The 19,971-nt window shown below is 40.9% G+C and carries 23 protein-coding genes; 10 read left to right on the top strand and 13 right to left on the bottom strand.

The features are described from left to right. Window positions 1-9: 9 nt before the first annotated feature. The 3 genes from MHH54_RS16795 to MHH54_RS16785 form a co-directional block, all read right to left on the bottom strand. Window positions 10-1,206, bottom strand: coding sequence for a GTP-binding protein (locus MHH54_RS16795; protein WP_342500458.1), 1,197 nt, complete (start codon window positions 1,204-1,206; stop codon window positions 10-12). Between the two features lie 81 nt (window positions 1,207-1,287). After that, on the bottom strand, window positions 1,288-1,437 hold the full coding sequence (gene rpmG, locus MHH54_RS16790; RefSeq protein WP_003214771.1) for a 50S ribosomal protein L33: 150 nt from the start codon (window positions 1,435-1,437) through the stop codon (window positions 1,288-1,290). Between the two features lie 143 nt (window positions 1,438-1,580). Then, window positions 1,581-2,003 carry a DUF5362 family protein gene (locus MHH54_RS16785; protein WP_144520422.1) on the bottom strand — a complete coding sequence of 141 codons (423 nt, stop codon included), beginning with the start codon at window positions 2,001-2,003 and terminating at the stop codon, window positions 1,581-1,583. Between the two features lie 527 nt (window positions 2,004-2,530). Here MHH54_RS16785 and MHH54_RS16780 point away from each other — a divergent pair. Next, window positions 2,531-2,935 carry a hypothetical protein gene (locus MHH54_RS16780; protein ID WP_137054288.1) on the top strand — a complete coding sequence of 135 codons (405 nt, stop codon included), beginning with the start codon at window positions 2,531-2,533 and terminating at the stop codon, window positions 2,933-2,935. A gap of 45 nt (window positions 2,936-2,980) precedes the next feature. On the opposite strand, the gene MHH54_RS16775 is transcribed toward MHH54_RS16780, so the two are convergent. Continuing rightward, the gene (locus MHH54_RS16775; RefSeq protein ID WP_342500457.1) at window positions 2,981-3,490 is read right to left on the bottom strand and encodes a thiol:disulfide interchange protein; all 510 of its coding nucleotides are present in this window, start codon (window positions 3,488-3,490) and stop codon (window positions 2,981-2,983) included. A 98-nt stretch (window positions 3,491-3,588) separates the two neighbouring features. On the opposite strand from MHH54_RS16775, the gene MHH54_RS16770 reads away from it, so the two are divergent. Genes MHH54_RS16770 through MHH54_RS16760 form a run of 3 tightly spaced genes read left to right on the top strand, consistent with a single transcriptional unit; the run spans window position 3,589 to window position 6,474 of the window. Beyond that, window positions 3,589-5,388: an ABC transporter ATP-binding protein gene (locus MHH54_RS16770; RefSeq protein ID WP_106029546.1), complete on the top strand. Its 1,800-nt coding sequence runs from the start codon at window positions 3,589-3,591 to the stop codon at window positions 5,386-5,388. A 1-nt stretch (window position 5,389) separates the two neighbouring features. After that, window positions 5,390-5,938 carry a MauE/DoxX family redox-associated membrane protein gene (locus tag MHH54_RS16765; protein ID WP_106035689.1) on the top strand — a complete coding sequence of 183 codons (549 nt, stop codon included), beginning with the start codon at window positions 5,390-5,392 and terminating at the stop codon, window positions 5,936-5,938. A 5-nt stretch (window positions 5,939-5,943) separates the two neighbouring features. Further along, entirely contained in the window at window positions 5,944-6,474 is a 531-nt protein-coding gene (locus MHH54_RS16760; protein WP_342500456.1) for a redoxin domain-containing protein, read from the top strand. Between the two features lie 235 nt (window positions 6,475-6,709). Here MHH54_RS16760 and MHH54_RS16755 read toward each other — a convergent pair whose 3' ends face one another. Continuing rightward, window positions 6,710-7,219: an N-acetyltransferase family protein gene (locus MHH54_RS16755; protein WP_342500455.1), complete on the bottom strand. Its 510-nt coding sequence runs from the start codon at window positions 7,217-7,219 to the stop codon at window positions 6,710-6,712. Between the two features lie 116 nt (window positions 7,220-7,335). On the opposite strand from MHH54_RS16755, the gene MHH54_RS16750 reads away from it, so the two are divergent. Then, on the top strand, window positions 7,336-8,232 hold the full coding sequence (locus MHH54_RS16750; RefSeq protein ID WP_003214850.1) for a peptidoglycan DD-metalloendopeptidase family protein: 897 nt from the start codon (window positions 7,336-7,338) through the stop codon (window positions 8,230-8,232). Window positions 8,233-8,312: 80 nt separating this feature from the next. On the opposite strand, the gene MHH54_RS16745 is transcribed toward MHH54_RS16750, so the two are convergent. The 5 genes from MHH54_RS16745 to MHH54_RS16725 all read right to left on the bottom strand — a co-directional run bounded on the left by MHH54_RS16745 (window position 8,313) and on the right by MHH54_RS16725 (window position 12,437). Next, complete coding sequence (locus MHH54_RS16745) at window positions 8,313-8,660, bottom strand: P-II family nitrogen regulator (protein WP_003214763.1); 348 nt, start codon at window positions 8,658-8,660, stop codon at window positions 8,313-8,315. Between the two features lie 18 nt (window positions 8,661-8,678). Continuing rightward, on the bottom strand, window positions 8,679-9,887 hold the full coding sequence (locus tag MHH54_RS16740) for an ammonium transporter (protein WP_003215412.1): 1,209 nt from the start codon (window positions 9,885-9,887) through the stop codon (window positions 8,679-8,681). Window positions 9,888-10,080: 193 nt separating this feature from the next. After that, window positions 10,081-10,821 (bottom strand): amino acid ABC transporter ATP-binding protein, encoded by a 741-nt coding sequence (locus MHH54_RS16735; protein ID WP_106029552.1) that lies wholly within the window; start codon window positions 10,819-10,821, stop codon window positions 10,081-10,083. Between the two features lie 10 nt (window positions 10,822-10,831). Beyond that, window positions 10,832-11,509: an amino acid ABC transporter permease gene (locus MHH54_RS16730; RefSeq protein ID WP_078061638.1), complete on the bottom strand. Its 678-nt coding sequence runs from the start codon at window positions 11,507-11,509 to the stop codon at window positions 10,832-10,834. Window positions 11,510-11,549: 40 nt separating this feature from the next. Continuing rightward, window positions 11,550-12,437, bottom strand: a complete 888-nt coding sequence (locus MHH54_RS16725; RefSeq protein WP_342500454.1) for a transporter substrate-binding domain-containing protein — start codon at window positions 12,435-12,437, stop codon at window positions 11,550-11,552. 168 nt (window positions 12,438-12,605) lie between these two features. On the opposite strand from MHH54_RS16725, the gene MHH54_RS16720 reads away from it, so the two are divergent. Then, window positions 12,606-13,994, top strand: coding sequence for an MFS transporter (locus MHH54_RS16720; RefSeq protein WP_106032126.1), 1,389 nt, complete (start codon window positions 12,606-12,608; stop codon window positions 13,992-13,994). Window positions 13,995-14,031: 37 nt separating this feature from the next. Here the strand turns inward: MHH54_RS16720 and MHH54_RS16715 are convergent, their stop codons facing one another. The 3 genes from MHH54_RS16715 to MHH54_RS16705 all read right to left on the bottom strand — a co-directional run bounded on the left by MHH54_RS16715 (window position 14,032) and on the right by MHH54_RS16705 (window position 16,352). Beyond that, window positions 14,032-14,631 (bottom strand): undecaprenyl-diphosphatase, encoded by a 600-nt coding sequence (locus MHH54_RS16715; protein ID WP_034660243.1) that lies wholly within the window; start codon window positions 14,629-14,631, stop codon window positions 14,032-14,034. A 104-nt stretch (window positions 14,632-14,735) separates the two neighbouring features. Continuing rightward, entirely contained in the window at window positions 14,736-15,923 is a 1,188-nt protein-coding gene (locus tag MHH54_RS16710) for an MFS transporter (RefSeq protein WP_106035687.1), read from the bottom strand. A gap of 15 nt (window positions 15,924-15,938) precedes the next feature. Next, entirely contained in the window at window positions 15,939-16,352 is a 414-nt protein-coding gene (locus tag MHH54_RS16705; RefSeq protein ID WP_003214738.1) for a MarR family transcriptional regulator, read from the bottom strand. Window positions 16,353-16,690: 338 nt separating this feature from the next. Here MHH54_RS16705 and spoIIID point away from each other — a divergent pair, with 338 nt between their 5' ends. From spoIIID to MHH54_RS16685, 4 genes are all read left to right on the top strand, one after another. Beyond that, a complete protein-coding gene (gene spoIIID / locus MHH54_RS16700) occupies window positions 16,691-16,969 on the top strand; it encodes a sporulation transcriptional regulator SpoIIID (protein ID WP_008343327.1) in 279 nt (92 codons plus the stop codon). A gap of 184 nt (window positions 16,970-17,153) precedes the next feature. After that, complete coding sequence (mbl, locus tag MHH54_RS16695; RefSeq protein WP_012011515.1) at window positions 17,154-18,155, top strand: cell shape-determining protein Mbl; 1,002 nt, start codon at window positions 17,154-17,156, stop codon at window positions 18,153-18,155. 124 nt (window positions 18,156-18,279) lie between these two features. Next, the gene (locus tag MHH54_RS16690; protein ID WP_003215293.1) at window positions 18,280-19,119 is read left to right on the top strand and encodes a flagellar hook-basal body protein; all 840 of its coding nucleotides are present in this window, start codon (window positions 18,280-18,282) and stop codon (window positions 19,117-19,119) included. Window positions 19,120-19,149: 30 nt separating this feature from the next. Next, the gene (locus tag MHH54_RS16685) at window positions 19,150-19,968 is read left to right on the top strand and encodes a flagellar hook-basal body protein (protein ID WP_003215031.1); all 819 of its coding nucleotides are present in this window, start codon (window positions 19,150-19,152) and stop codon (window positions 19,966-19,968) included. Window positions 19,969-19,971: the final 3 nt, after the last annotated feature.

Here is a 19,971-nt window from a genome sequence, read left to right as displayed (position 1 = left end):
CCTCCTGGCTTAATGTTGGATTTTCCATTGAAAGGGGTCTTCAAACGTAGTCCATTCTTGATCAAATTCCTCAGGTGTGAGTAAGCATTGATCAAGTGAGCGAATGATATCTGCTTTAGGTAAATCTACGCCAATAAACACAAGTTTTGTATGCCTGTCACCAAATTCTGCGTCCCACTCATCAAGAAGCTCTGGTTCTTGCTTTAATATCTGTGCTTTTTCTTGCTCAGGCAAGGCAGCAATCCAGTAGGCAATTGGTTCAATCGCAACAGATTTTCCAGCCTGTGAAATTAAAATGGTTAAATCATGATGTGTGGCAAGCCATGTAAATCCTTTAGCGCGAACTATTTGCTTTGGCATCTGATCTAACCAATTATTTAACCTGCCAGTATGGAAGGGAAGTCTTCTTTCATAAACAAAGGAGGAGATTTGGTATTCTTCTGTTTCTGGCGTATGCTGAGAATGCCCAGCGTTGATTTCTTTAATCCAGCCAGCAGAAGCACTGGACTTTTCAAAATCGAATAAACCAGTATTTAAAATGTCACTTGGCTTTACTTGCCCTTTTGAGGTTCTGATGATAGATGCTTCTGGTTGAAGTGTGGGTTGCACGTGCTCAAGTCGGTCTAATTCTGAGTTTGATACTAGATCACACTTATTGATAATCAACACATCGCAAAATTCAATTTGATCAATCAGTAAATCGGAAATTTCTCGTTCGTCATCATCGGAAACGGCTTGTTTACGGTCTAATAGACTTTCTCCTGACTGGAAGTCGGTCCAGAAACGGTTCGCATCTACAACAGTGACCATCGTGTCTAGCCGGCAAAAGCGCGTCAAATCTATCCCCATTTCTTCATCAATATAAGAGAAAGTTTGCGCGACTGGAATAGGTTCACTAATACCTGTTGACTCAATGACAATATAATCAATATGACCAGTCTTACATAGGCGCTCTACTTCGATTAACAAATCTTCTCTTAATGTGCAGCAAATACAACCATTAGATAATTCAACTAGCTTCTCATCTGATCGAGAGAGCTCACCGCCTTGTTTGATTAGTTCTGCATCAATATTAATTTCGCTCATGTCATTAACAATAACAGCTACTTTTAACCCTTTACGATTTTGTAGTACATGATTTAATATCGTTGTTTTTCCAGCTCCTAAAAAACCACTTAATACTGTAACGGGTATTCGCTTATTCATTTCCTTCTGTCCCTTTGCCAATGCTCATGTTCATTTCCGCCTCTCTTAAAAAGTAATGATTACGATTTGTAGTCTAAAAAATTATTTTGTTTCTCTATGAAGGGTATATTTCTTTAACCGAGGAGAATATTTTTTTAACTCCAGTCGATCCGGATTCGTTCTTTTATTCTTTGTTGTGATATAGTTTCTGTCACCAGTTTCCGTACAGGCTAAGGTAATTTTTACACGCATCGGTAATAGGAACCCCCTTTAATTCGTAATAGTTACGATTTGTATTTTAAAATGATCAAGATAGAATGTCAAGCTTAGAAGGGTAAAACGATGCCAAATATCAAACAAAAGGGGTATCGAATGTTCATTGATACCCCTCTCGATTAATAAAAGTCACCAAGCTCTTCCTCGTATTCACCTTCATATTGCTGAATGTCACTAGGAATTTCTTGAAGAAATGCTAGACCGCCTAATATCAGCATCAGGATAATGGCGATGAATGAGAGAATGGCTGCGACAATACTTGATATGGCAAATAGCGTCTGCATTTTCATCATCTTTGCATATTGTTCTAATAACTCTTCATAAGAAGTATCAGGAGCTTGAATTAATTGTTCAGCTGCGTTTACAGATTTTTGTACATGGATTCCCATCATAATGAGGAAGACGCCAAGGGCAGCAGGAAGAACAAGCCAAAAGCCAACGAGAATAGCTAGGCCGCCTGAAATATAGAGAAATATACTACCAACTTTTCCCCACTTTGTAATCGAATGAAGAGATTGAATGATTTTCTCAGTTTGTTGCAATGGTGTTCACTCCTTTATGTATTCACTCTTTATCATACTTGAGCAGGTAGTACTTTAGGAAGAGTGAATGTAGAACAATTTTTAAAAATTTCTATCTTCACTTTACTATTTATGGATAAATAAATTATCTTCGAATAAGAAAAAAGTAACATTTACTATGAATTTTAACGACAATTTATGTCATAAATAAGATTATTAGTTAAAAATAATTAGTAAAATTATCAAAATATGTTGTTAGTTGTCTTGTAATTGGTTATTATTGTGTTGTATTACCATAAAAATTGGAAGGTGGAATTCATATGTTAGATCGTTTCTTAAACAAAATGACCAATGTTCAACCTGCAGCTTCAAGATGTATTTTGCAAAAATTAGTCACTTCATGCAAATCGGCGCCAACTTGTTTCCTTCAAGGTGTTGGAACTTTCCGTTACTACGTGGATCGTGATACAGGTGAGATTTGTACTAGCCAAGAACGCATTAGATGTGGCTGCTAAATTCAAGGATTTTATTTAATAGGATGTGAACGCATGAGCATATCTTCAATTTCATTCTTAACAAATGCTATGCAGACGTCAAACAGTCGTCAAGCGAGTCAAACATCCAATTCTTTTTTAAACCAAGCAGCGAAAATTGTTCAAGGCGACCATTCTCCAGAAGAGAGAAAGGCATTATTTCAACAACTGACTCTAGTTCAGCAAGGAAAAGATTTAGAGCTTCATGTGTCTAAATTAAAGGAACTAGAGAAAGAGGTTCAAAAAGAATCGTCTTCTTCGTCCGTTACTGTGAATCAGCATGGTGACCAAGTAGATATTTCAAATGAGGCTCGCAGTGAGTTTGAACAAGCTGAGGAACAAGCCACAGCTTCAAGTGAAGCGAGTGAAATCGCCGCAAGGGAAAAGGATCAGGATGTTCAGGCAGATCCAAACCAATAAAAAAATGAGGCGTGTGTTTGTTATCTTCACATGCCTCATTTATGTTTATTTTGCAGAAAACCTTGAATAAAGACCATCCGGAAAAGGAGCTGCATATGAGATTGTTTCATCTTCTTCTACCATGATGTAATATGGAAACTCTTCAATATGAAAGGCGCCTATCATTTGTTCATCTACTGAGATAATTCGCATGTTGGTTTGGTTATCACGATATAATTCTTGATCCTCTTCTTTCCCATTCTTTAGCAAAATACTAAAAGAAATGTCTAGTTCACGCTGCTTTTTCGTTTCTAAGAATTGTTCCAGCGATGGGATGCAGTGCGGACATGCTGTGTCAGTGAATATAAGCAACTGTTGCTTGTGATTTTTTTGTAGTAAATCATTCATTTGAATAGGTGATGGTTTTTCGAGTAGCGGATGAACAAGTTTTTGCCCCACATGCTGGATTGGTAAGATGATTAATTCCATCTGGTGTTTTAAATAGATAATGATTCCGATCGTCAATAAAAGGCTGCAAAGAATAAGAGTTAGCTGTAAAAGTAAGATTGAAGTCATCGTATATCGTCCTCTCAGAGTGAAGTTACGCAGAGCTATCATAATATAAATATCAAAAATATGTCAATTATACTAAATGGTGTAAGGTGGAGCGTTTGATGAGTACAGTGAACCATTGTTTATATGCAATCTCCTATACTTGGAAAAGAAGTCGATCATATCTTCTGTTAACTCTATTCATCCAAGTGATCGTTGGCTTTATGCCTTTGGCTAGCGTCTGGATTATTCAAACATTGATTAATGAAATTATTTTATTCATGACTTCTTCAGGGGATATTCAAAAGGTCTTAAGGTTATTTGGGTTGCAAATGGTCATTGTGATTTTAGGATATGGGCTTCAATTCATTCTTCAGCTTAGTCAGCAGAAAGCGACAAATCTGATTGGTTTGCATTTGAAGGGTGAATTGCTTCAAAAGGCGATCAAGCTTCCATATATTACATTTGAACACCCGTCTTTTTATAATGAAAGTCAACGTGTGATGAACAGTCATCAGCATGTTCTGAGTATGGTTAGAAGTATTTTTACAATCATGAGCGCATTGATTACTGTTGTATCACTTCTCATTTATATGATTGGTATCCATTGGGGCTTGGCAATCATTCTGATCTTATGTACTCTGCCTGTCTTGTGGATTGAGCTTTTCTTTGGAGGCGCACGGTATCAATTAAACCGCATGTTAACGGCAAATGATCGAAGAGAAATGTATGTGTCTGATCTTGTTGCGCAGCGAGATTCATTGAAGGAAATCCGTTTATATGGAATAGGAAATTACCTTCTTCAAAAATGGAAAGGTCATTATGTAAAAAGTGCAGATGAAAAATATAAATTACTAAAACGTCAGGTTCGCTGGGAGATGGCAGGCGGATTGCTTATGACATTTGCCTATGTGTGCTGTGGTCTTTTTATTGTCTTTCTTATCTTTCAAAAGAAATTAGCTGCGGGTACGTTTGTCGCTGTGCTCCAAGCTGTGCAAAATATTCAAAGTGGTTTTCAGGATTTGACGAGGGAATGTTCTAGTTTATATGAAACGAGTCTCTATATTGATGAAATGAGAGCTTTTCAAAAGAGAGAAGAAGAAATTGATGAGCAGACAGAGGAAGCGGCATCGCTTCGGAGGATTGAATGTATTCAGTCCATTACGCTAGAAAATCTCTCTTTTACCTATCCGAATATGAAAACGCCTGCTATTGAACATATACATTTTCATATCGATAAAGGTGAACGCATTGCATTGGTGGGGGATAACGGATCAGGTAAGACGACCTTGATTAAATGCTTGACCGGTTTATATGATCCAGACAAGCCGAATATGCAAAAGGTCAATGGTGAATCGATTTCGACCATTTATAAAAAATCATATCATGCGAGAATGGCCGTCCTTTTTCAAGATTTTATGAAGTACGAATTCACTGTGAAAGAAAACATTGGATTTGGCCGTATTGACGAAATAGATGATGAAGAGCGCATGATCTCAGCTGCACGGCAAGCAGGCATAGAGAAAAGAATTCATCAAATGGAAGAAACATACGATGCGCAGCTTGGCCGGTTTTTTGAAGAAGGTCATGAACTGTCTGGCGGACAATGGCAAAAGCTTGCGATGGCGAGAACCTTTTTTAGAGAAAGTGATTTTATCATTTTAGATGAACCGACTTCTGCTCTCGATCCGCTATCGGAGATTTCACTCATTCGAAAGCTATTCGATCATACGCAGGATCAAGGGGTCTTGTTTATCACACATCGTATGGGAGCGGCCCGCTTAGCAGACCGGATTATCGTGATGAAAGATGGTGCTTTCGTTGAAGAGGGGAACCATGAAGAGCTAATGGCGCTAGATGGAGAGTACAAAAGGCTTTACGAGGCACAATCCCAACTATTTCAACAAAAGGAGATGGCGTAAGGTGAGTGTCTTTTATTTTATAGGTGTCTATTTATTAGGAATCATCTTTGCAGGTGCATGGCTTGATAAAGTGAGAAAACAAACGGCGCATATTCAGCAGATGGATGCTTATCGCCTGCTGCCTCCTGCGCTCACGGCGCCCATGTTTTATTTGTTTTTGACTGTTGAATTGGCTTGTACGGGTTTATTGTTCGTGTGGAACATGTCTCTTGTACCTGCGATTGGTCTTACAGCACTTTTATGTATCTATACTGGAGCGGTCACCTTCAATTTATTGAGAGGACATCGTAACATTTCATGCGGCTGTGGAGGTTTGCTTGAAAATGACCATCTTCACTGGGGAATTGTGATTCGTAATGTGTCGATGCTGGCTCTTGTGATTGGGTTGTTTTATGTACATCCCTATGTAGAAACAATTCCGTGGCCACTTCATATTATTTGTTTTTTGATTGCAGTGGCTGTCTGTTTGATTATAGCGGTTGGGAAAACAATCATGATGTTCAAAAGAAAATGGATGAATCAATTTGAATCGTTTATAGAAGGAGACTAAGTGAAATGACTGATATTCTACTAATTATTGTGTTACTCATTGTCATTGCTCAGCTGGCAGTTGTGTTTTTGCTTGCTCGCTTTATCGGAAAATTTATGAGTAAAATTAAATCCTTTGATGGGATTGAATTAAAGGAAGCGGATGTTGGTGATACTGCGCCGTTATTTCGTAGCTATACACATTCAGGGAATAAGGTCATTTTAAAGGAGTATTTACAGAACGGAAGAGCCGTGATGCTGTTATTTGTAAATACCACTTGTATGACATGCAAAAGCATTTTGTCTGATATGCATCAGCACATCTCTAGCGATGATACTCAATTCATTTTCATCAATGGAGATGAACAAGGAGATGATGGATTGCTCCTTCAATTGCTGCCAGATCATGCTGTGTATGTGCGCTCTTCGCAAATCATGGAGCTGTATGGGGTAACTGTTGTTCCGCAAGCGATTCTGATAGATGAACATGGCATCATCCTGCAAAGAAAATCTGTTCAAAATGCGAAACAGTTTGAACAGTTGTTACACGCATCATAAAAAAGCGTCTCTTTGTTGGAGAGACGCTCCAGCATGTAGACAAACCCTCGCATTCGTTGTCAGTCCTGCGTGCTGGTGCTCACGAATGTCAAATTCGCTCCGCGCCAGTACTCGTCCTTCCTAGGGCTGCAAAGGTTTTCTATCAAGCTGAAAAGAAGACAAAGGGCTAAAATCAAGATCATTTTAGCCCTTTATCAACAATCTGAAGCGTCTCTTTGTTGGAGAGGCGCTCATTTTATAATTCTTTTCCTAGAATGTCTAAATCGTACCTGCTGCCGTCCATTTCTGCGATGCGTGGCAGGTGACCCCATGTTTCAAAGCCGTGCTTTTTAAATAATCGAATGCTGGCTTCGTTGTGCCCGAAAATAAAGGCGAGTAATGTTCGAATGCCTAGTGAAGGTGCCAACTCAAGGGCCTCTTGTAAAAAAAGTGACCCTAAGCCTTTCCCTCGATAGTCTTGGTTTAAGTAAATACTCATTTCAACGGTCCCATTGTATGCAGGTCTTCCATAAAACGTTTCAAAGCTGAGCCAGCCGTAAATATGTCCATCCTCATCTGTTTTCACATAGAGAGGTCTTTTCTCTGAATGATTCAAAAACCATTGCTGGCGGTCTTCAACTGAAACTGGTTCTGTATCGGCGGTTACTTCTCTTGAAGCAATAGTTGAATTGTAAATATCAACGATTGCTTTGAGGTCAGCTTCTGTTGCTATACGGTTGAAAGTTTTCACATTAAAGTCCCCCATCTTTTTTTCATTCATCATACATATTATTGATGCGATTGCGCAAAATAAAAAGAAAAATGATTTCGTGTGTATATATTTTTTGAAAAGTGTTCAGAATGTTGCTGAGGTGATGAAAAATGAGAGAGGAAGAAAAGAAACGTACTTCCAAAATCACAAAAGTTCAGCAATTTTTCCGTAAGCGCTGGGTATTCCCTGCAATTTACTTGGTCAGCGCAGCGGTCGTGTTAACAGCCGTTCTTTGGTATCAAGCTGTATCAAAAGATGTGAAAGACCAACTATCTGATGGAAATCAAACAGGGCAAGAACAGCGTGATGATGCCGTTGAAGTTGGAAAGCCAATTGAAAATGTTGCCATGCCAGTCCAGAATTCTGATAATGTTTCTGTCGTGAAAAAGTTCTATGAAGCAGATGCTGATCAAAAAGAAAAAGAAGCAGCACTTGTAAACTATAATAACACCTATACCTTGAGCAAAGGTATTGATCTTGCAGATAAAGATGGCAAAGTGTTTGATGTCACAGCTGCTCTTAGTGGAACAGTGGTTCAAGCGAAAAAAGATCCAGTTCTCGGTCACGTCGTTGAAATTGAACATGAAGATGGATTATCGACTGTTTATCAATCGTTGTCACAAGTGAGTGTTAAAGAAGGCGATGAAGTGAAGCAGAATGATGTCATCGGTGCTTCTGGTAAAAATCTTTATGGTGCTGAAAGCGGCAACCATGTGCATTTTGAAATTCGTATGGAAGGTTTAGCGCTTAATCCACTTAGCTTCATTGACAAGCCTGTTTCGACTATTGAAAAGGCCGCGCAAGAAGTGACGGAAGAAGCAAAAGAACCTGCTCAGCCAAAAGCTGATGAAAAAACGAAGGAACCTGCTGCTGAAGATAAGGCCAAAGAGCCTGCTGGAGAAAAATCTGAAGAAAAGTCTGATGAGAAGGGGAAATCCTCTGATCAAGAAAAGTCTTCTGATTCCTCTAAAGACAGCAGTCAATCTGAAGAAACAAAACAATCTTAAGTCTTGAAACCTCTGTATATGAATCATGCAGAGGTTTTTTTCTGTCTTTAAAAAATCCCCCGCACTCGGCGGAGGATGGTTTAGAGTGCGGCAGGTCCTTCTTCACCTGTCCGAATGTTGATTGTATTTTCTATCTCATATATAAAAATTTTCCCATCCCCTGGTTCGCCTGTACGAAGTACCTTTTGAGCTGTTTCAACGACCTGTTCGACAGGTACTTCGCTTAGGACGATTTCAATCTTTAATCGTTCGTACACATTACTTTCCTTTTTGACGCCGCGGTATAGCTCTGTATGTCCCTTTTGTAAACCGCAGCCGTGTACATTCGAAAAGGTAATGGAAGTGACACCAATCTTTCCAAGCTCCACCTTTAATGTTTCAAAATTGGCTGGACGTGTGACAATTTCCACTTTATACATTTTGCTCATAGAGACACCCCTTTTTCATTAATCTTGATAAGCTTTTTCCCCATGCATGGTTAAATCAAGACCCACTGATTCTTCTTCTTCAGTTGCGCGAATTTTAAAGAAGAGATTGACCACTTTGATGATCACGTATGTCACAACAGCTACAAAGGCATAGGTGGCTACAATAGCAACAACTTGCTTCCAAAGTAAGCTGGGATCTCCGTAAAATAAGCCATTGGCTCCGCCGTCATTGACAGAGGTTGTTGCGAAAAGCCCTGTTGCAATTCCTCCCCAAGTCCCGCCAATTCCGTGAAGCCCGAATGCATCTAGTGCATCATCATAGCCAAATTTGGCTTTGAGTGAGAAGACTCCCCAGAAACATACAATCCCGCCAATAATTCCGATGATGATAGAAGCAAAAGGTGTGACAAAACCGGCGGCAGGTGTAATTGCCACAAGACCTGCGATGGCTCCAGAAATCGCGCCGAGCATGGTCGGTTTTTTGTTGATCATCCACTCGACTAACAGCCAGCCGATGATTCCCGCAGCAGCAGCTGTATTGGTGTTAATAAAGGCATACATTGCGACACTGTCTAAGGTAAGAGCACTTCCAACGTTAAAGCCAAACCATCCAAACCAAATGACAGCTCCGCCAAGAAGAGTATAAATCAAATTGTGAGGAGAAGAGCTTGCTGCTTCTTTACGCTTCCCAAGCACAATCGCTACGACTAGACCTGCAACACCTGATGAAATGTGAACCACGTTTCCTCCAGCGAAGTCGAGCGCACCCATTTCGCCAATCCAACCGCCGCCCCATACCCAGTGTGCGACTGGCGCGTATACAAATGTGACCCAAAGGAGTGTAAACACAACGACCGCTGAGTAACGAATTCGTTCAGCAAAGGCACCTGAGATGATGGCTGTTGTTAAGACGGCAAAGGTCATTTGGAACATCATGAACAATGAATGTGGGATGGTCTCACTGTAGGGACCAGGTTCAAAGCCAACGCCTTTTAATCCAATCCAGTCTAAGCCTCCAATCCATGCATTGCCTGGCGCAAAAGCCAAGGAATAGCCAAACATGATCCATACGATAGAGACGATCGCTAGTGAAGTTAAGCTGTGCATGGTTGTACTTAAGACGTTTTTACTTCTCACGAGTCCTCCGTAGAATAAGGCTAAACCCGGTGTCATTAACCACACGAGTAGTGCGCAGAAGAACATAAATACTGTATCACCCATTTGCATGCTGCATTCCCCCTGAATCATTCAGAATTAATTGATTTCTTAATTCTTCATTATAGAGAGAAAAGTCATATATGACATATTCATGTAAGGTAATCTTACATGGTTTTTAGTTATATTCAATATAAATGGATGAAAAGTTCGTGAAATATGAGAAAAAACGTGCATTGAGCACGAAAAATAAAGGGCGTTTGACCTATAAAATGGAGCTGAGAAACAGCTTGGTTCGTTCCTCTTGAGGAGAATCGAACAATTTTGATGGCGTGCCTTCTTCGACGATACGGCCTTCGTGCATATAGACGACACGATCGGCGACTTCTTTCGCAAAGCCCATTTCATGTGTGACGATGACCATCGTCATGCCTTCTTTTGCGAGACTTTTCATTGTTTGCAGCACCTCGCCTACAAGCTCTGGATCGAGGGCAGACGTAGGTTCGTCAAATAACATGACATCTGGTTTCATGGCGAGAGCTCTTGCAATAGCCACACGCTGCTTTTGACCGCCTGATAGCTTAGAAGGATATACGTTGGCTTTATCCGCAAGTCCGACCTTTTCTAACAGGACATTGGCTTCTGATACAGCTTGAGCCTTTTTTGTTTTTTTCACCATAACAGGCGCTTCGATGATGTTTTCAAGCACAGTTTTATGCGGAAAGAGGTTAAAATGCTGAAACACCATGCCTATTTTTTGCCGCATCTCGTTTAATTGATCGCGTTTTGGGTGAACATGGCTGCCATCAATGACGATTTCTCCATCATTTTTGATTTCTAAAAAGTTCATACAGCGGAGCAAGGTGCTTTTTCCAGAGCCACTGGCTCCAATTAAGACGACCACATCATTTTCATAAACAGTGAGGTCGATATCCTTTAAAACATGCAGTTCTCCGAAGTGTTTATTGAGTTTTTCAACACGAATGAGTTCCTTTGATTCTGTCATGTTTCTCCTCCTAATGGTCACTGACTGATAGTTTCTTCTCAAAGGTTTGGACAGCGAATGTTAACAGCAGGACAAGAACTAAGTAATAGACGGCTACAACAAGTAAATAGGTCATATTGTCAAAGCTGTTTGAGCCTTGGGTCGTGGCGACGTTAAATAGTTCATTGACGCTAATAAAGGCGGCGAGTGATGAATCTTTTAAGCCAATAATGAACTGGTTGCCAAGAGGAGGGAGGGCACGCCGCATCGCTTGCGGGAGAATAATGCGTCTCATTGTTAGAAAACGCCCCATGCCAAGAGAGCGTCCAGCCTCTTTTTGCCCTTGATCGATTGATTGGATGGCACCTCTGAATATTTCTGCTATATACGCTCCATTATGAAAGGCGAGCGCAATGGAAGCGGCCCAGAAGTCGGGGATATTTAATTCTGTCAGTCCAAAATATAGGATGAAAATTTGAACAATCAGTGGTGTGCCGCGTACAAGGAAGATATAGGCGTTGGCGATATAACCGAAGACAGCCACGCGTGATATTTTCAATAAAGCAAAGAAAAGCCCGATGAACATGCCGATGAAGATGCTGATCACAGTGAGCTGTAAGGTGAGCAGCATTCCTTCTAAAAAAATACCTCTTGAATCAATCAGCGTCTGAAAAAAATGTGATAGGGTAGGCAAAACAATCATCTCCATTTGAAGAAAGTGCGCCTAAAAAAGGCGCACAATCGTGGTTTTAATTTTGTTTGACTGTGATGTCTTCATCAAAGTATTTCTCGCTAATTTGTTTTAATGTTCCATCCTTTTTTAATGCGTCAATCGCATCGTTGATCTCTTTTATGAGCTGTTCATTTTCTTTAGATACAGCAATTGCCTGCTCACTTTGTCCGAGTCTTTCCTGCGTTTCGATCTTTAATTTTTTCTTCATGGCTTCTGCACCTGTCGCGAAATCCGTCACGACTGCATCGTGTTTTCCGTTGGCTAGTGCTTCTAAAGCGACTACATCACTGTCGTAATATTTTGGTTCCTGCCCGCTATGTTCCTTTGCAATATCAGCGTAGGACGAGCCTTTAGATACAGCAATTTCTTTGCCTTTTAAATCATCAGCATGTTGAATGTCTGCTCCAGGTCTTGTGAAAATTTGCGGACCAGAGTAGTAGTATGGCTTAGAAAGAAGGACGTGTTTTTTTCGTTCCTCATTGATGGTATGACTTGCAACTGCCGCATCAAATTTTCCTGATTTCACACCTTCAACGATGCCTGCGAATTTATATTTCTTCTGTATAGGCTCGAGGCCTAGTTTGTCACTAATCGCATTGCCTACATCGATATCAAAGCCTGACATCTGATTTCCATCCATGTAACTGAACGGGTGAAATTCACCTGATGCTGCAAATATAAATTTTCCATCCTCCAAAATTGGCGACCCTTTCGCTGTAGAATTACGTTTATCTCCGTTCCCATTTGTTTCATTTGCACCACACGAAGACAGAAGTAATACTGCAACCGAGAAAAGGGCTGGGACCCAAAACCGTCTTTTCTTAATAATAAGCTTCTCCTCCTTTTCAGCCTTTCTCCATATAAGGAGAAAGTAGGCTTTTAAATATGTGTAGCATCTTACCATTTGTTCCTCATATTCTCAATTTTATATGTGTTTTTCCAACACTCGCCTTTTTTAAAATGTATGTCTTGCTTTTCCAAGAGAGAACTTGAATTGATCAGGGTAAAAAAGGGAAATGAATCTCATAATAACGGAAGGAAACATGTCAGAACACAAAGAGGGGGTCGGTGTATGAAGAAGTGGAGGGACAACCGAAAAGTCTTTTTAACTGCGATTGCCTTTGGGACCATGTTAAATCCGTTGAATTCCTCAATGATTTCTTTGGCCTTGCATCAAATCCAGCATGAATTCGGTTTGTCATTTACGACTGTATCTTGGCTTATTTCGTCTTTTTATTTAGCTAGTGCGGTGACGCAGCCGGTGAGCGGCCGGGTTGGGGATCATGTGATGAGCCGGAGAACATTATTTTTATTCGGACTGGGTCTTGTCGCGGTCTCAGCCATCTGTGCGCCGTTTGCCCCGACGTTTGCGGTGCTGATTGTGATCCGGCTATTGCAGGCAATTGGGAGCAGTGCCATTTATCCTTCCGGTGTCGGACTCATTCGGGATCATATTCAAGACAAGCAGGCATCGGCGTTAGCGGTATTGTCCATTTTTGCTTCAGCGATGACGGCGCTTGGACCGACACTTGGCGGCTTTTTAATGACAATCGGCGGCTGGCCGGCTATCTTTTTAGTGAATCTGCCTTTTATTTTAATCAGCTTCTTTCTTGGACTATCTTTGTTTCCAAAGGAGCAGAAAAAGAGAAAGCTGCGTATAGGTGAAACGGTACGGAAGCTCGATCTGCCAGGGATGCTGCTTTTTACAGTTTGTATTGTCCTTCTGCTTTCGTTTTTATTATCACTAGGTCATGGCATTCAATATGTACAGGGGATTCTTTGTCTCTTGAGTGCAGGCGCTTTTATTTGGTGGGAGTATCAGGTGGATGAACCGTTTATTCAAATTCGGATGTTCAGACAGGAGCAGCGACTTTCACTCGTGTATGTGCAATTTATCATTTTAAATATCTTTTTCTATTGTCTTTTCTTTGGTTTGCCGAGCTATTTCCAAGATGAATTAGGCTGGCGTGTGGAAATGACGGGTCTTTTTATGCTTTGCATGTCTGGGGTGAGCATCATTGTCTCTCCGCTGACGGGTAAGTGGGTGGACCGCGGGGATGAACGCCATCCGGTATTAGCCAGTGCGGTATTGATGCTGGCTGGGGCGTCTGCGATGACCTTCTTTTTTATTCCGGCACCATTATGGGGAAAAGGGCTTGTTCTAGCGCTGCTTGGACTTAGTTACGGGATTGGAAATGTTGCGCTGCAAGCTGCGATGCTCAAGGCAAGCCCTCAGCATATGATTGGCACGTCCTCTGGGCTTTTTCAAACATGTCGCTACCTTGGTTCCATTCTGTCATCTGCTGTTCTCGGTATGCTGTTTGGTGATGAAATTGCTGGTCCTCATTTTGAGCAGTTAGGCTGGACGTTGATCATGATTTCCCTTATCGGCATCGGTGTCAGTCTTTATTTTTCGAACAAGGTCAGAGGAGGACAGTCAATAAAAAAAGCGGCGCGATAAGTGGAAGAAGATTCTTCATCACGTTATCGCAAGCCGCTTAAGAGTTAGACAGGTCAGAGCCCTGATCCTTTTGCTTCCTTCTAAATATTTTCCCTACAATTGTCTCATAGAAAGTAACGATGCGATCAATTGGAGAGTCAAAGAATTTCCATAATTTATTCATGATAAAGACGACCACAATCGATACGACCAAGCTGCCTAAAACATCTAATGGATAATGGTGACCGACCCAGATGCGGGAGAATCCTGTGAGTAATCCAAAGACGAGCAAGATGTTGCCAAGCTTTTTATTACGAGATCGAATGGCAAGTGAAAGAGCCAGTGCACCTGTTGTATGGTCACTTGGGAAGGAAGCATCTGCTGAGTGCGGAATGAGTGTGTCGACTTTATGCGCCACAAACGGCCGCTCCTCATAATGAAACAGTGTAATCGCAAAATTGACGATAAGTGCCGCGATACCCGTTACACCGGAAAAGAAGACATGCTTCTTAAATTTGTGATTACCTAAAAACCAGCAAATCAATAAGACAAGGGCGTACACAAGAATGGCCTTTTTCGTAATGAAAATCATGGCCTGATCTAAAAACTCAGAATGATGAGCCATCCCGTGTATCACTTTAAACAATTCGTAATTCAAAACATCACCTATACCTTCGCTTAATGCCAACTATTTTTCAAATAATCGTCTATTTGAAACATCCTATATTTTAGCATGTTTCCGTTGAAGTTTAAAATAGAATCCTATTCTGATAGGGAGACCTTCTGTGCTTTTGCTTCTTGGGGCTTTCGTTCACTCCAATAAAAAACAAACATACTGAGCAAGACAACAATACCTGCAATGAGATATACGTTTGAAAAGTCTGTGAAGCTGACAAGAAGACCAAATACAAATGAGCCAGCAGCAATACCCGTATCATATAAAGTGAAGAAAGTAGCCGTCGCATAGCCTGTACGGTGAGCTGGTGAGTGCTGAATGGCAAGTGTTTGTAAACATGGTACTAGCGATCCATAGCCAAGTCCAATGACACCACCTGATAGAAGAAGCATTGTAGCTGAATGTGTAGCTGTCAGCATCCATAAACCAATCGCAAAAAGAGCAATCGAAGGATAGATCACAATGTGAGGTCCTACTCGGTCAAAAAGTCTGCCTGTAAATGGACGTGATCCAAGCATCGCTGCCGCAAACACAATAAAGAAATAACTGCTTGCCCCCATCAAGTGAAGGGAATTGGCATAGACTGAAATAAATGAAATGATCGGCGAATAACAGAAGGAAATAATGATGCCGACTGCCGCTGTTTTTAATGCACCTTTTTCAAACAGATGAGAAAAAGTAAATCGGAAGACGACACTACCCCCATCTTCAAGCTCTGGCTGTCTGATCAGCATCGTAAAAGCGGCACCAATGGTAACAATAATGGAAAAAAGAAGGAATAAGGAATGGAATCCTACTTTTCCTACTTGATTCAGTGCGATAAATGGACCGATAACCACAGCGAGGTTCATGGACATGACAAAGTAGCCGAGTCCTTCCCCGCGTTTATGTTTTGGAATCATATCTGCCGCAATGGCACTGGTTACTGTCGTCAAAATGCTAAAAAAGATGCCCTGCACGAAACGCAGCATGAGAAGCGTTTGGAATTGATCAATTGGGATGTATAAGTAAGTGAGTAAGGCAAAAGCCGTTGATGAGAAAATCGCCATCTGTTTTTTACCGAATTTCTCAATAATCGCTCCTGAAAACGGTCTTGTCACAATGGCAGACAATAAGAAGACCGTCACAAGGAGACCGCCCTGTGATTCTGTTCCATTTAGTTCATCCATTGTGTAAATGGGCAGTAATGTCAAAAGTGCATAAAAAGAGGTGAACGTAAATAAATTCACCAGGACAATCATGATAAAGTCTCTCGTCCAAATGCGTTCGTTCATGATGTATGTCACTTCCTATTCAGTTGATAATTTGTGTAAAAGTGTATGGAGGAGTTGTTTTTCTTCGTGGGTGAAATTTGAAAGACATTCTTCTTCAAATTGTTCCATCGTACGTTTGATTTCTTCAAATCGGGCCTTAGCATCATCTGTCATCACGATCAGATTTTCACGTTTGTCTTTTCCTTGTACACGTTTCACCCAGCCATTTGCTTCTAGACGGGTTACGGTTCGGGTAATGGTTGGGGCTTCGACGTTCAAATATGTCCAAATGTCTTTTTGGGTTTTCGGGCCGAATGTATCCAAACAAAAAAGTACAGTCCATTGGGACATGTACAAGTCATAAGCAGCAAGCGCTTCGTTCGCCTTTTTAGACAGCAACCTGGCGCTTTGGTGTATTTGATGTAAACACTCTCTATTTAACGTATCCATATGATCACCTTTATTCAATATTTAGCTAGGTAAATAAAATCACCTTTTCTATTTTACGTGCTCGACCCATTCTTGTAAAGTGAAAATTTTCGCCACTCGAAATGATTGCATTTTCTGATAAATCCCTTGTCCCATCTTCATTTTTAGCATATTCCCTATGCAATGCTAATACACTGTTACAAACCTGACAAAGAGAGTGTTTGAGGTGAGGGATCGTGTTTGGCATTTACTACCTAATGGATGAGGAATTAAGACGAACAAGCGCCGCTGAAAATGGACAATATTGATACGGATCTCATTTCACACTTCTCACATCCATTTTAGGGAGGTCGAGTGGTGTGCACGATTACATCAAAGAGCGAACAATCAAGATAGGAAAGTATATCGTGGAGACAAAGAAAACCGTTCGTGTAATTGCGAAAGAATTTGGAGTCTCTAAAAGTACTGTACACAAGGATCTAACAGAAAGACTGCCAGAAATTAATCCAGATCTGGCTAATGAAGTGAAGGAGATACTGGATTATCATAAATCAATCCGCCACTTGCGAGGGGGAGAAGCCACTAAATTAAAGTATAAAAAAGAAGAAATTTTAGAAGGCGAGCCTGTGAAACAATAAGATTAGTTCTTTGTTCTTAAACATGATATATATATCTTCCTCATATCGGTAGTTTCTAACCACAAATTTTGTAAAGACTTTTGTAAAGAAATATCTTTTTTTCTGCAAATTATGATAGAATATATAATTAGGGCAGAATGTGGTATTTGCTATGGAAACAGATTTTCAAGGAGGATATATATAGATGTTTGCTAGGGATATTGGAATTGATCTTGGTACTGCCAATGTACTGATTCATGTCAAAGGAAAAGGAATTGTGTTAAATGAACCATCTGTTGTAGCTCTTGACAAAAACAGCGGGAAAGTTTTGGCTGTTGGAGAAGAGGCTAGACGTATGGTTGGACGTACGCCTGGGAATATTGTTGCGATTCGTCCATTAAAAGATGGCGTAATTGCTGATTTTGAAGTAACTGAAGCGATGCTCAAGCATTTTATTAACTCATTAAATGTGAAAGGGCTATTCTCAAAGCCGCGTATGCTCATCTGCTGCCCAACAAACATTACATCTGTTGAGCAGAAGGCGATCAAAGAAGCTGCTGAAAAAAGCGGCGGTAAGCATGTATTTCTTGAAGAAGAGCCGAAAGTAGCAGCTATTGGTGCTGGTATGGATATTTTTCAGCCAAGTGGAAACATGGTCGTAGATATTGGAGGCGGAACGACAGATATCGCTGTCATCTCAATGGGTGACATTGTAACCGCCTCTTCTATTAAAATGGCTGGAGATAAATTTGATCTGGAAATTCTCAACTACATTAAAAAAGAGTACAAGCTGTTGATCGGTGAACGCACGGCTGAGGATATTAAGATCCAAGTTGCAACGGTATTCCCAGACGCACGTCATGAAGAGATTTCAATTCGTGGACGAGACATGGTGACAGGATTACCAAGAACGATTACCGTCACAAGCAAAGAAGTAGAAGAAGCATTGCGTGAATCTGTATCTGCGATTGTTCAGGCTGCGAAGCAAGTTCTTGAGAGAACACCGCCTGAATTATCAGCTGATATTATTGATCGCGGCGTCATCATTACAGGTGGCGGAGCTCTTCTAAACGGGCTTGATCAATTGCTTGCAGAAGAGCTGAAAGTACCAGTTTTCGTGGCTGAGAATCCGATGGATTGTGTAGCTGTTGGTACTGGCGTCATGCTTGATAATATGGACAAGCTGCCAAAGCGTAAACTCAGCTAATGATGTCCCTCATTCTTTTTCGAAAGAATGGGGGATTTTTATTAAAGAACCCTGCAAATATGCCGATATATTTCATAGAAGATTGTGTTTAGGTCATGTGAAAGAATTTTAATGAGGTGAGCACGTGTTAAAAGGACTATATACCGCAACATCTGCCATGATCGCTCAAGAGCGGCGGACAGAAATGCTTTCAAATAATATCGCAAATGCGAATACGCCAGGATATAAAGCGGATGAGGGGACCATGCGGGCATTTCCAGAAATGCTGCTAAGCCGAATGGAGTCAGGACGTTTCCAAACTTCCTCAGGCAAAGGTTTTAGTGTTCCACAGCAAACGCCGATTGGCGGCATTAATACGGGGACATATATGCAGGAACTGATTCCTCAATTTACACAAGGAACTTTAAAAACAACAGATCAAACAACGGATGTCGCACTAGTCGAAAATAATGTGCCGATCAACCCGGAGACCAATCAGAAATCAGCGCTTTTTTATGCCGTCAATACACCAGAAGGCGTTCGTTATACGAAAAGCAGCTCAATTACAATGAACGCACAAAATCAGTTGACTATCAATGGACGTGCCCTTCTTTCTGTAACAGGTCAGCCAATTACGGTTCAGAGTGAGAATTTCAAAGTGAATGCAGATGGAACTGTGAGTGAAAATGGACAAAATCTCGGGCAAATTGATGTGCGTGTTGCGATGGATACAAGGAACTTAGCGAGAGAAGGAAATGATTTATACCGTACAGCTGATAACCAGCCCCTGCCAAGCGCAGTCAATAACGGTCAAATGTCCTATACGTTAAGTCAAGGTGTATCGGAGCTGTCGAACGTGGATGTGACGAAATCATATACAGAAATGACAACCGCCTATCGAGCATTTGAAACAAACCAAAAAGTGGTTCAGGCGTATGATAAAAGCTTAGAAAAAGCAGTGAATGAAATCGGCAGAGTGTACTAATCAAGACATGAAAAAGAAAGGAGGATTCTCATGCTTAGAACGATGATCAATGCAGCTGTATCAATGAACGAAGTACAAAAGCAGCTTGATATTATCAGTAATAACATCGCGAACAGTGAAACAACAGGGTACCGTGCGAAAAATACCCGTTTCTCAGAGCTGATCAGACAACAGTTCAACCAGGTGGATGAAAAAAATGCGCAGGTGGCAAACAGTCGTCTGACACCTGATGGGCTAAGGCTTGGTACAGGTACGATGGTGAATGCGTCCATTAACTCGCTGCAAGGCTCGATTAAAGAAACAGGTCGTGATCTTGATGTTGCATTTGGAGCGCCGTCTCAGTATATGCAGGTCAATGTCGGCGGCAATATTCGTTATACAAGAGACGGTTCTCTTTACTTACAGCCAGGCAATAATCGTAATCAAGTGCAGCTTGTCACTAGCGAAGGCCATCCGATTCTTGATGAAAACGGAAATGAAATCGTCTTAAATGCGAATTTCCGTGATATTTCAATTGATAAAAATGGACGTCTAACAGCCATTTCAAGAGATAATCAACCGAATCAGCAAGTGAATCTAGGTGTTGTACAAGTCAATAACTCTTCAGCACTTGTCTCTGAAGGAGATAATTTGTTCTCAGTTGACGGTACTTATCAAGGTGCATTAACGGCACTAAATGGAGCAAACCGCCAAGCGATTCAGCTTCAGCAAGGTGCACTTGAAACGTCGAATGTGGACATGTCTAAAGAATTAACAGATCTCATGACAACACAGCGCTCCTATCAGATGAATTCAAGAACGATTACGATGGGTGATCAAATGCTTGGACTAGTGAATACAATTCGATAATGA

It is taken from the genome of Bacillus sp. FSL K6-4563, from assembly GCF_038630405.1.
Taxonomy (GTDB): Bacteria; Bacillota; Bacilli; order Bacillales; family Bacillaceae; genus Bacillus; species Bacillus pumilus.
Note: the sequence above shows the minus strand (reverse complement) of the source record. Positions and strands in the feature narration are given on the sequence as shown.

What these genes read in the sequence shown, in the direction of transcription:
- MHH54_RS16730 (WP_078061638.1), bottom strand. Translation starts at nt 11,509, where the DNA reads ATGGAGATGATTGTTTTGCCTACCCTATCACATTTTTTTCAGACGCTG.
- MHH54_RS16720 (WP_106032126.1), top strand. Translation starts at nt 12,606, where the DNA reads ATGAAGAAGTGGAGGGACAACCGAAAAGTCTTTTTAACTGCGATTGCC.
- MHH54_RS16775 (WP_342500457.1), bottom strand. Translation starts at nt 3,490, where the DNA reads ATGACTTCAATCTTACTTTTACAGCTAACTCTTATTCTTTGCAGCCTT.
- mbl (WP_012011515.1), top strand. Translation starts at nt 17,154, where the DNA reads ATGTTTGCTAGGGATATTGGAATTGATCTTGGTACTGCCAATGTACTG.
- MHH54_RS16710 (WP_106035687.1), bottom strand. Translation starts at nt 15,923, where the DNA reads ATGAACGAACGCATTTGGACGAGAGACTTTATCATGATTGTCCTGGTG.
- MHH54_RS16685 (WP_003215031.1), top strand. Translation starts at nt 19,150, where the DNA reads ATGCTTAGAACGATGATCAATGCAGCTGTATCAATGAACGAAGTACAA.
- MHH54_RS16735 (WP_106029552.1), bottom strand. Translation starts at nt 10,821, where the DNA reads ATGACAGAATCAAAGGAACTCATTCGTGTTGAAAAACTCAATAAACAC.
- MHH54_RS16745 (WP_003214763.1), bottom strand. Translation starts at nt 8,660, where the DNA reads ATGAGCAAAATGTATAAAGTGGAAATTGTCACACGTCCAGCCAATTTT.
- MHH54_RS16770 (WP_106029546.1), top strand. Translation starts at nt 3,589, where the DNA reads ATGAGTACAGTGAACCATTGTTTATATGCAATCTCCTATACTTGGAAA.
- MHH54_RS16755 (WP_342500455.1), bottom strand. Translation starts at nt 7,219, where the DNA reads ATGGGGGACTTTAATGTGAAAACTTTCAACCGTATAGCAACAGAAGCT.
- rpmG (WP_003214771.1), bottom strand. Translation starts at nt 1,437, where the DNA reads ATGCGTGTAAAAATTACCTTAGCCTGTACGGAAACTGGTGACAGAAAC.
- MHH54_RS16740 (WP_003215412.1), bottom strand. Translation starts at nt 9,887, where the DNA reads ATGCAAATGGGTGATACAGTATTTATGTTCTTCTGCGCACTACTCGTG.
- MHH54_RS16780 (WP_137054288.1), top strand. Translation starts at nt 2,531, where the DNA reads ATGAGCATATCTTCAATTTCATTCTTAACAAATGCTATGCAGACGTCA.
- MHH54_RS16750 (WP_003214850.1), top strand. Translation starts at nt 7,336, where the DNA reads ATGAGAGAGGAAGAAAAGAAACGTACTTCCAAAATCACAAAAGTTCAG.
- MHH54_RS16725 (WP_342500454.1), bottom strand. Translation starts at nt 12,437, where the DNA reads ATGGTAAGATGCTACACATATTTAAAAGCCTACTTTCTCCTTATATGG.
- MHH54_RS16705 (WP_003214738.1), bottom strand. Translation starts at nt 16,352, where the DNA reads ATGGATACGTTAAATAGAGAGTGTTTACATCAAATACACCAAAGCGCC.
- MHH54_RS16795 (WP_342500458.1), bottom strand. Translation starts at nt 1,206, where the DNA reads ATGAATAAGCGAATACCCGTTACAGTATTAAGTGGTTTTTTAGGAGCT.
- MHH54_RS16760 (WP_342500456.1), top strand. Translation starts at nt 5,944, where the DNA reads ATGACTGATATTCTACTAATTATTGTGTTACTCATTGTCATTGCTCAG.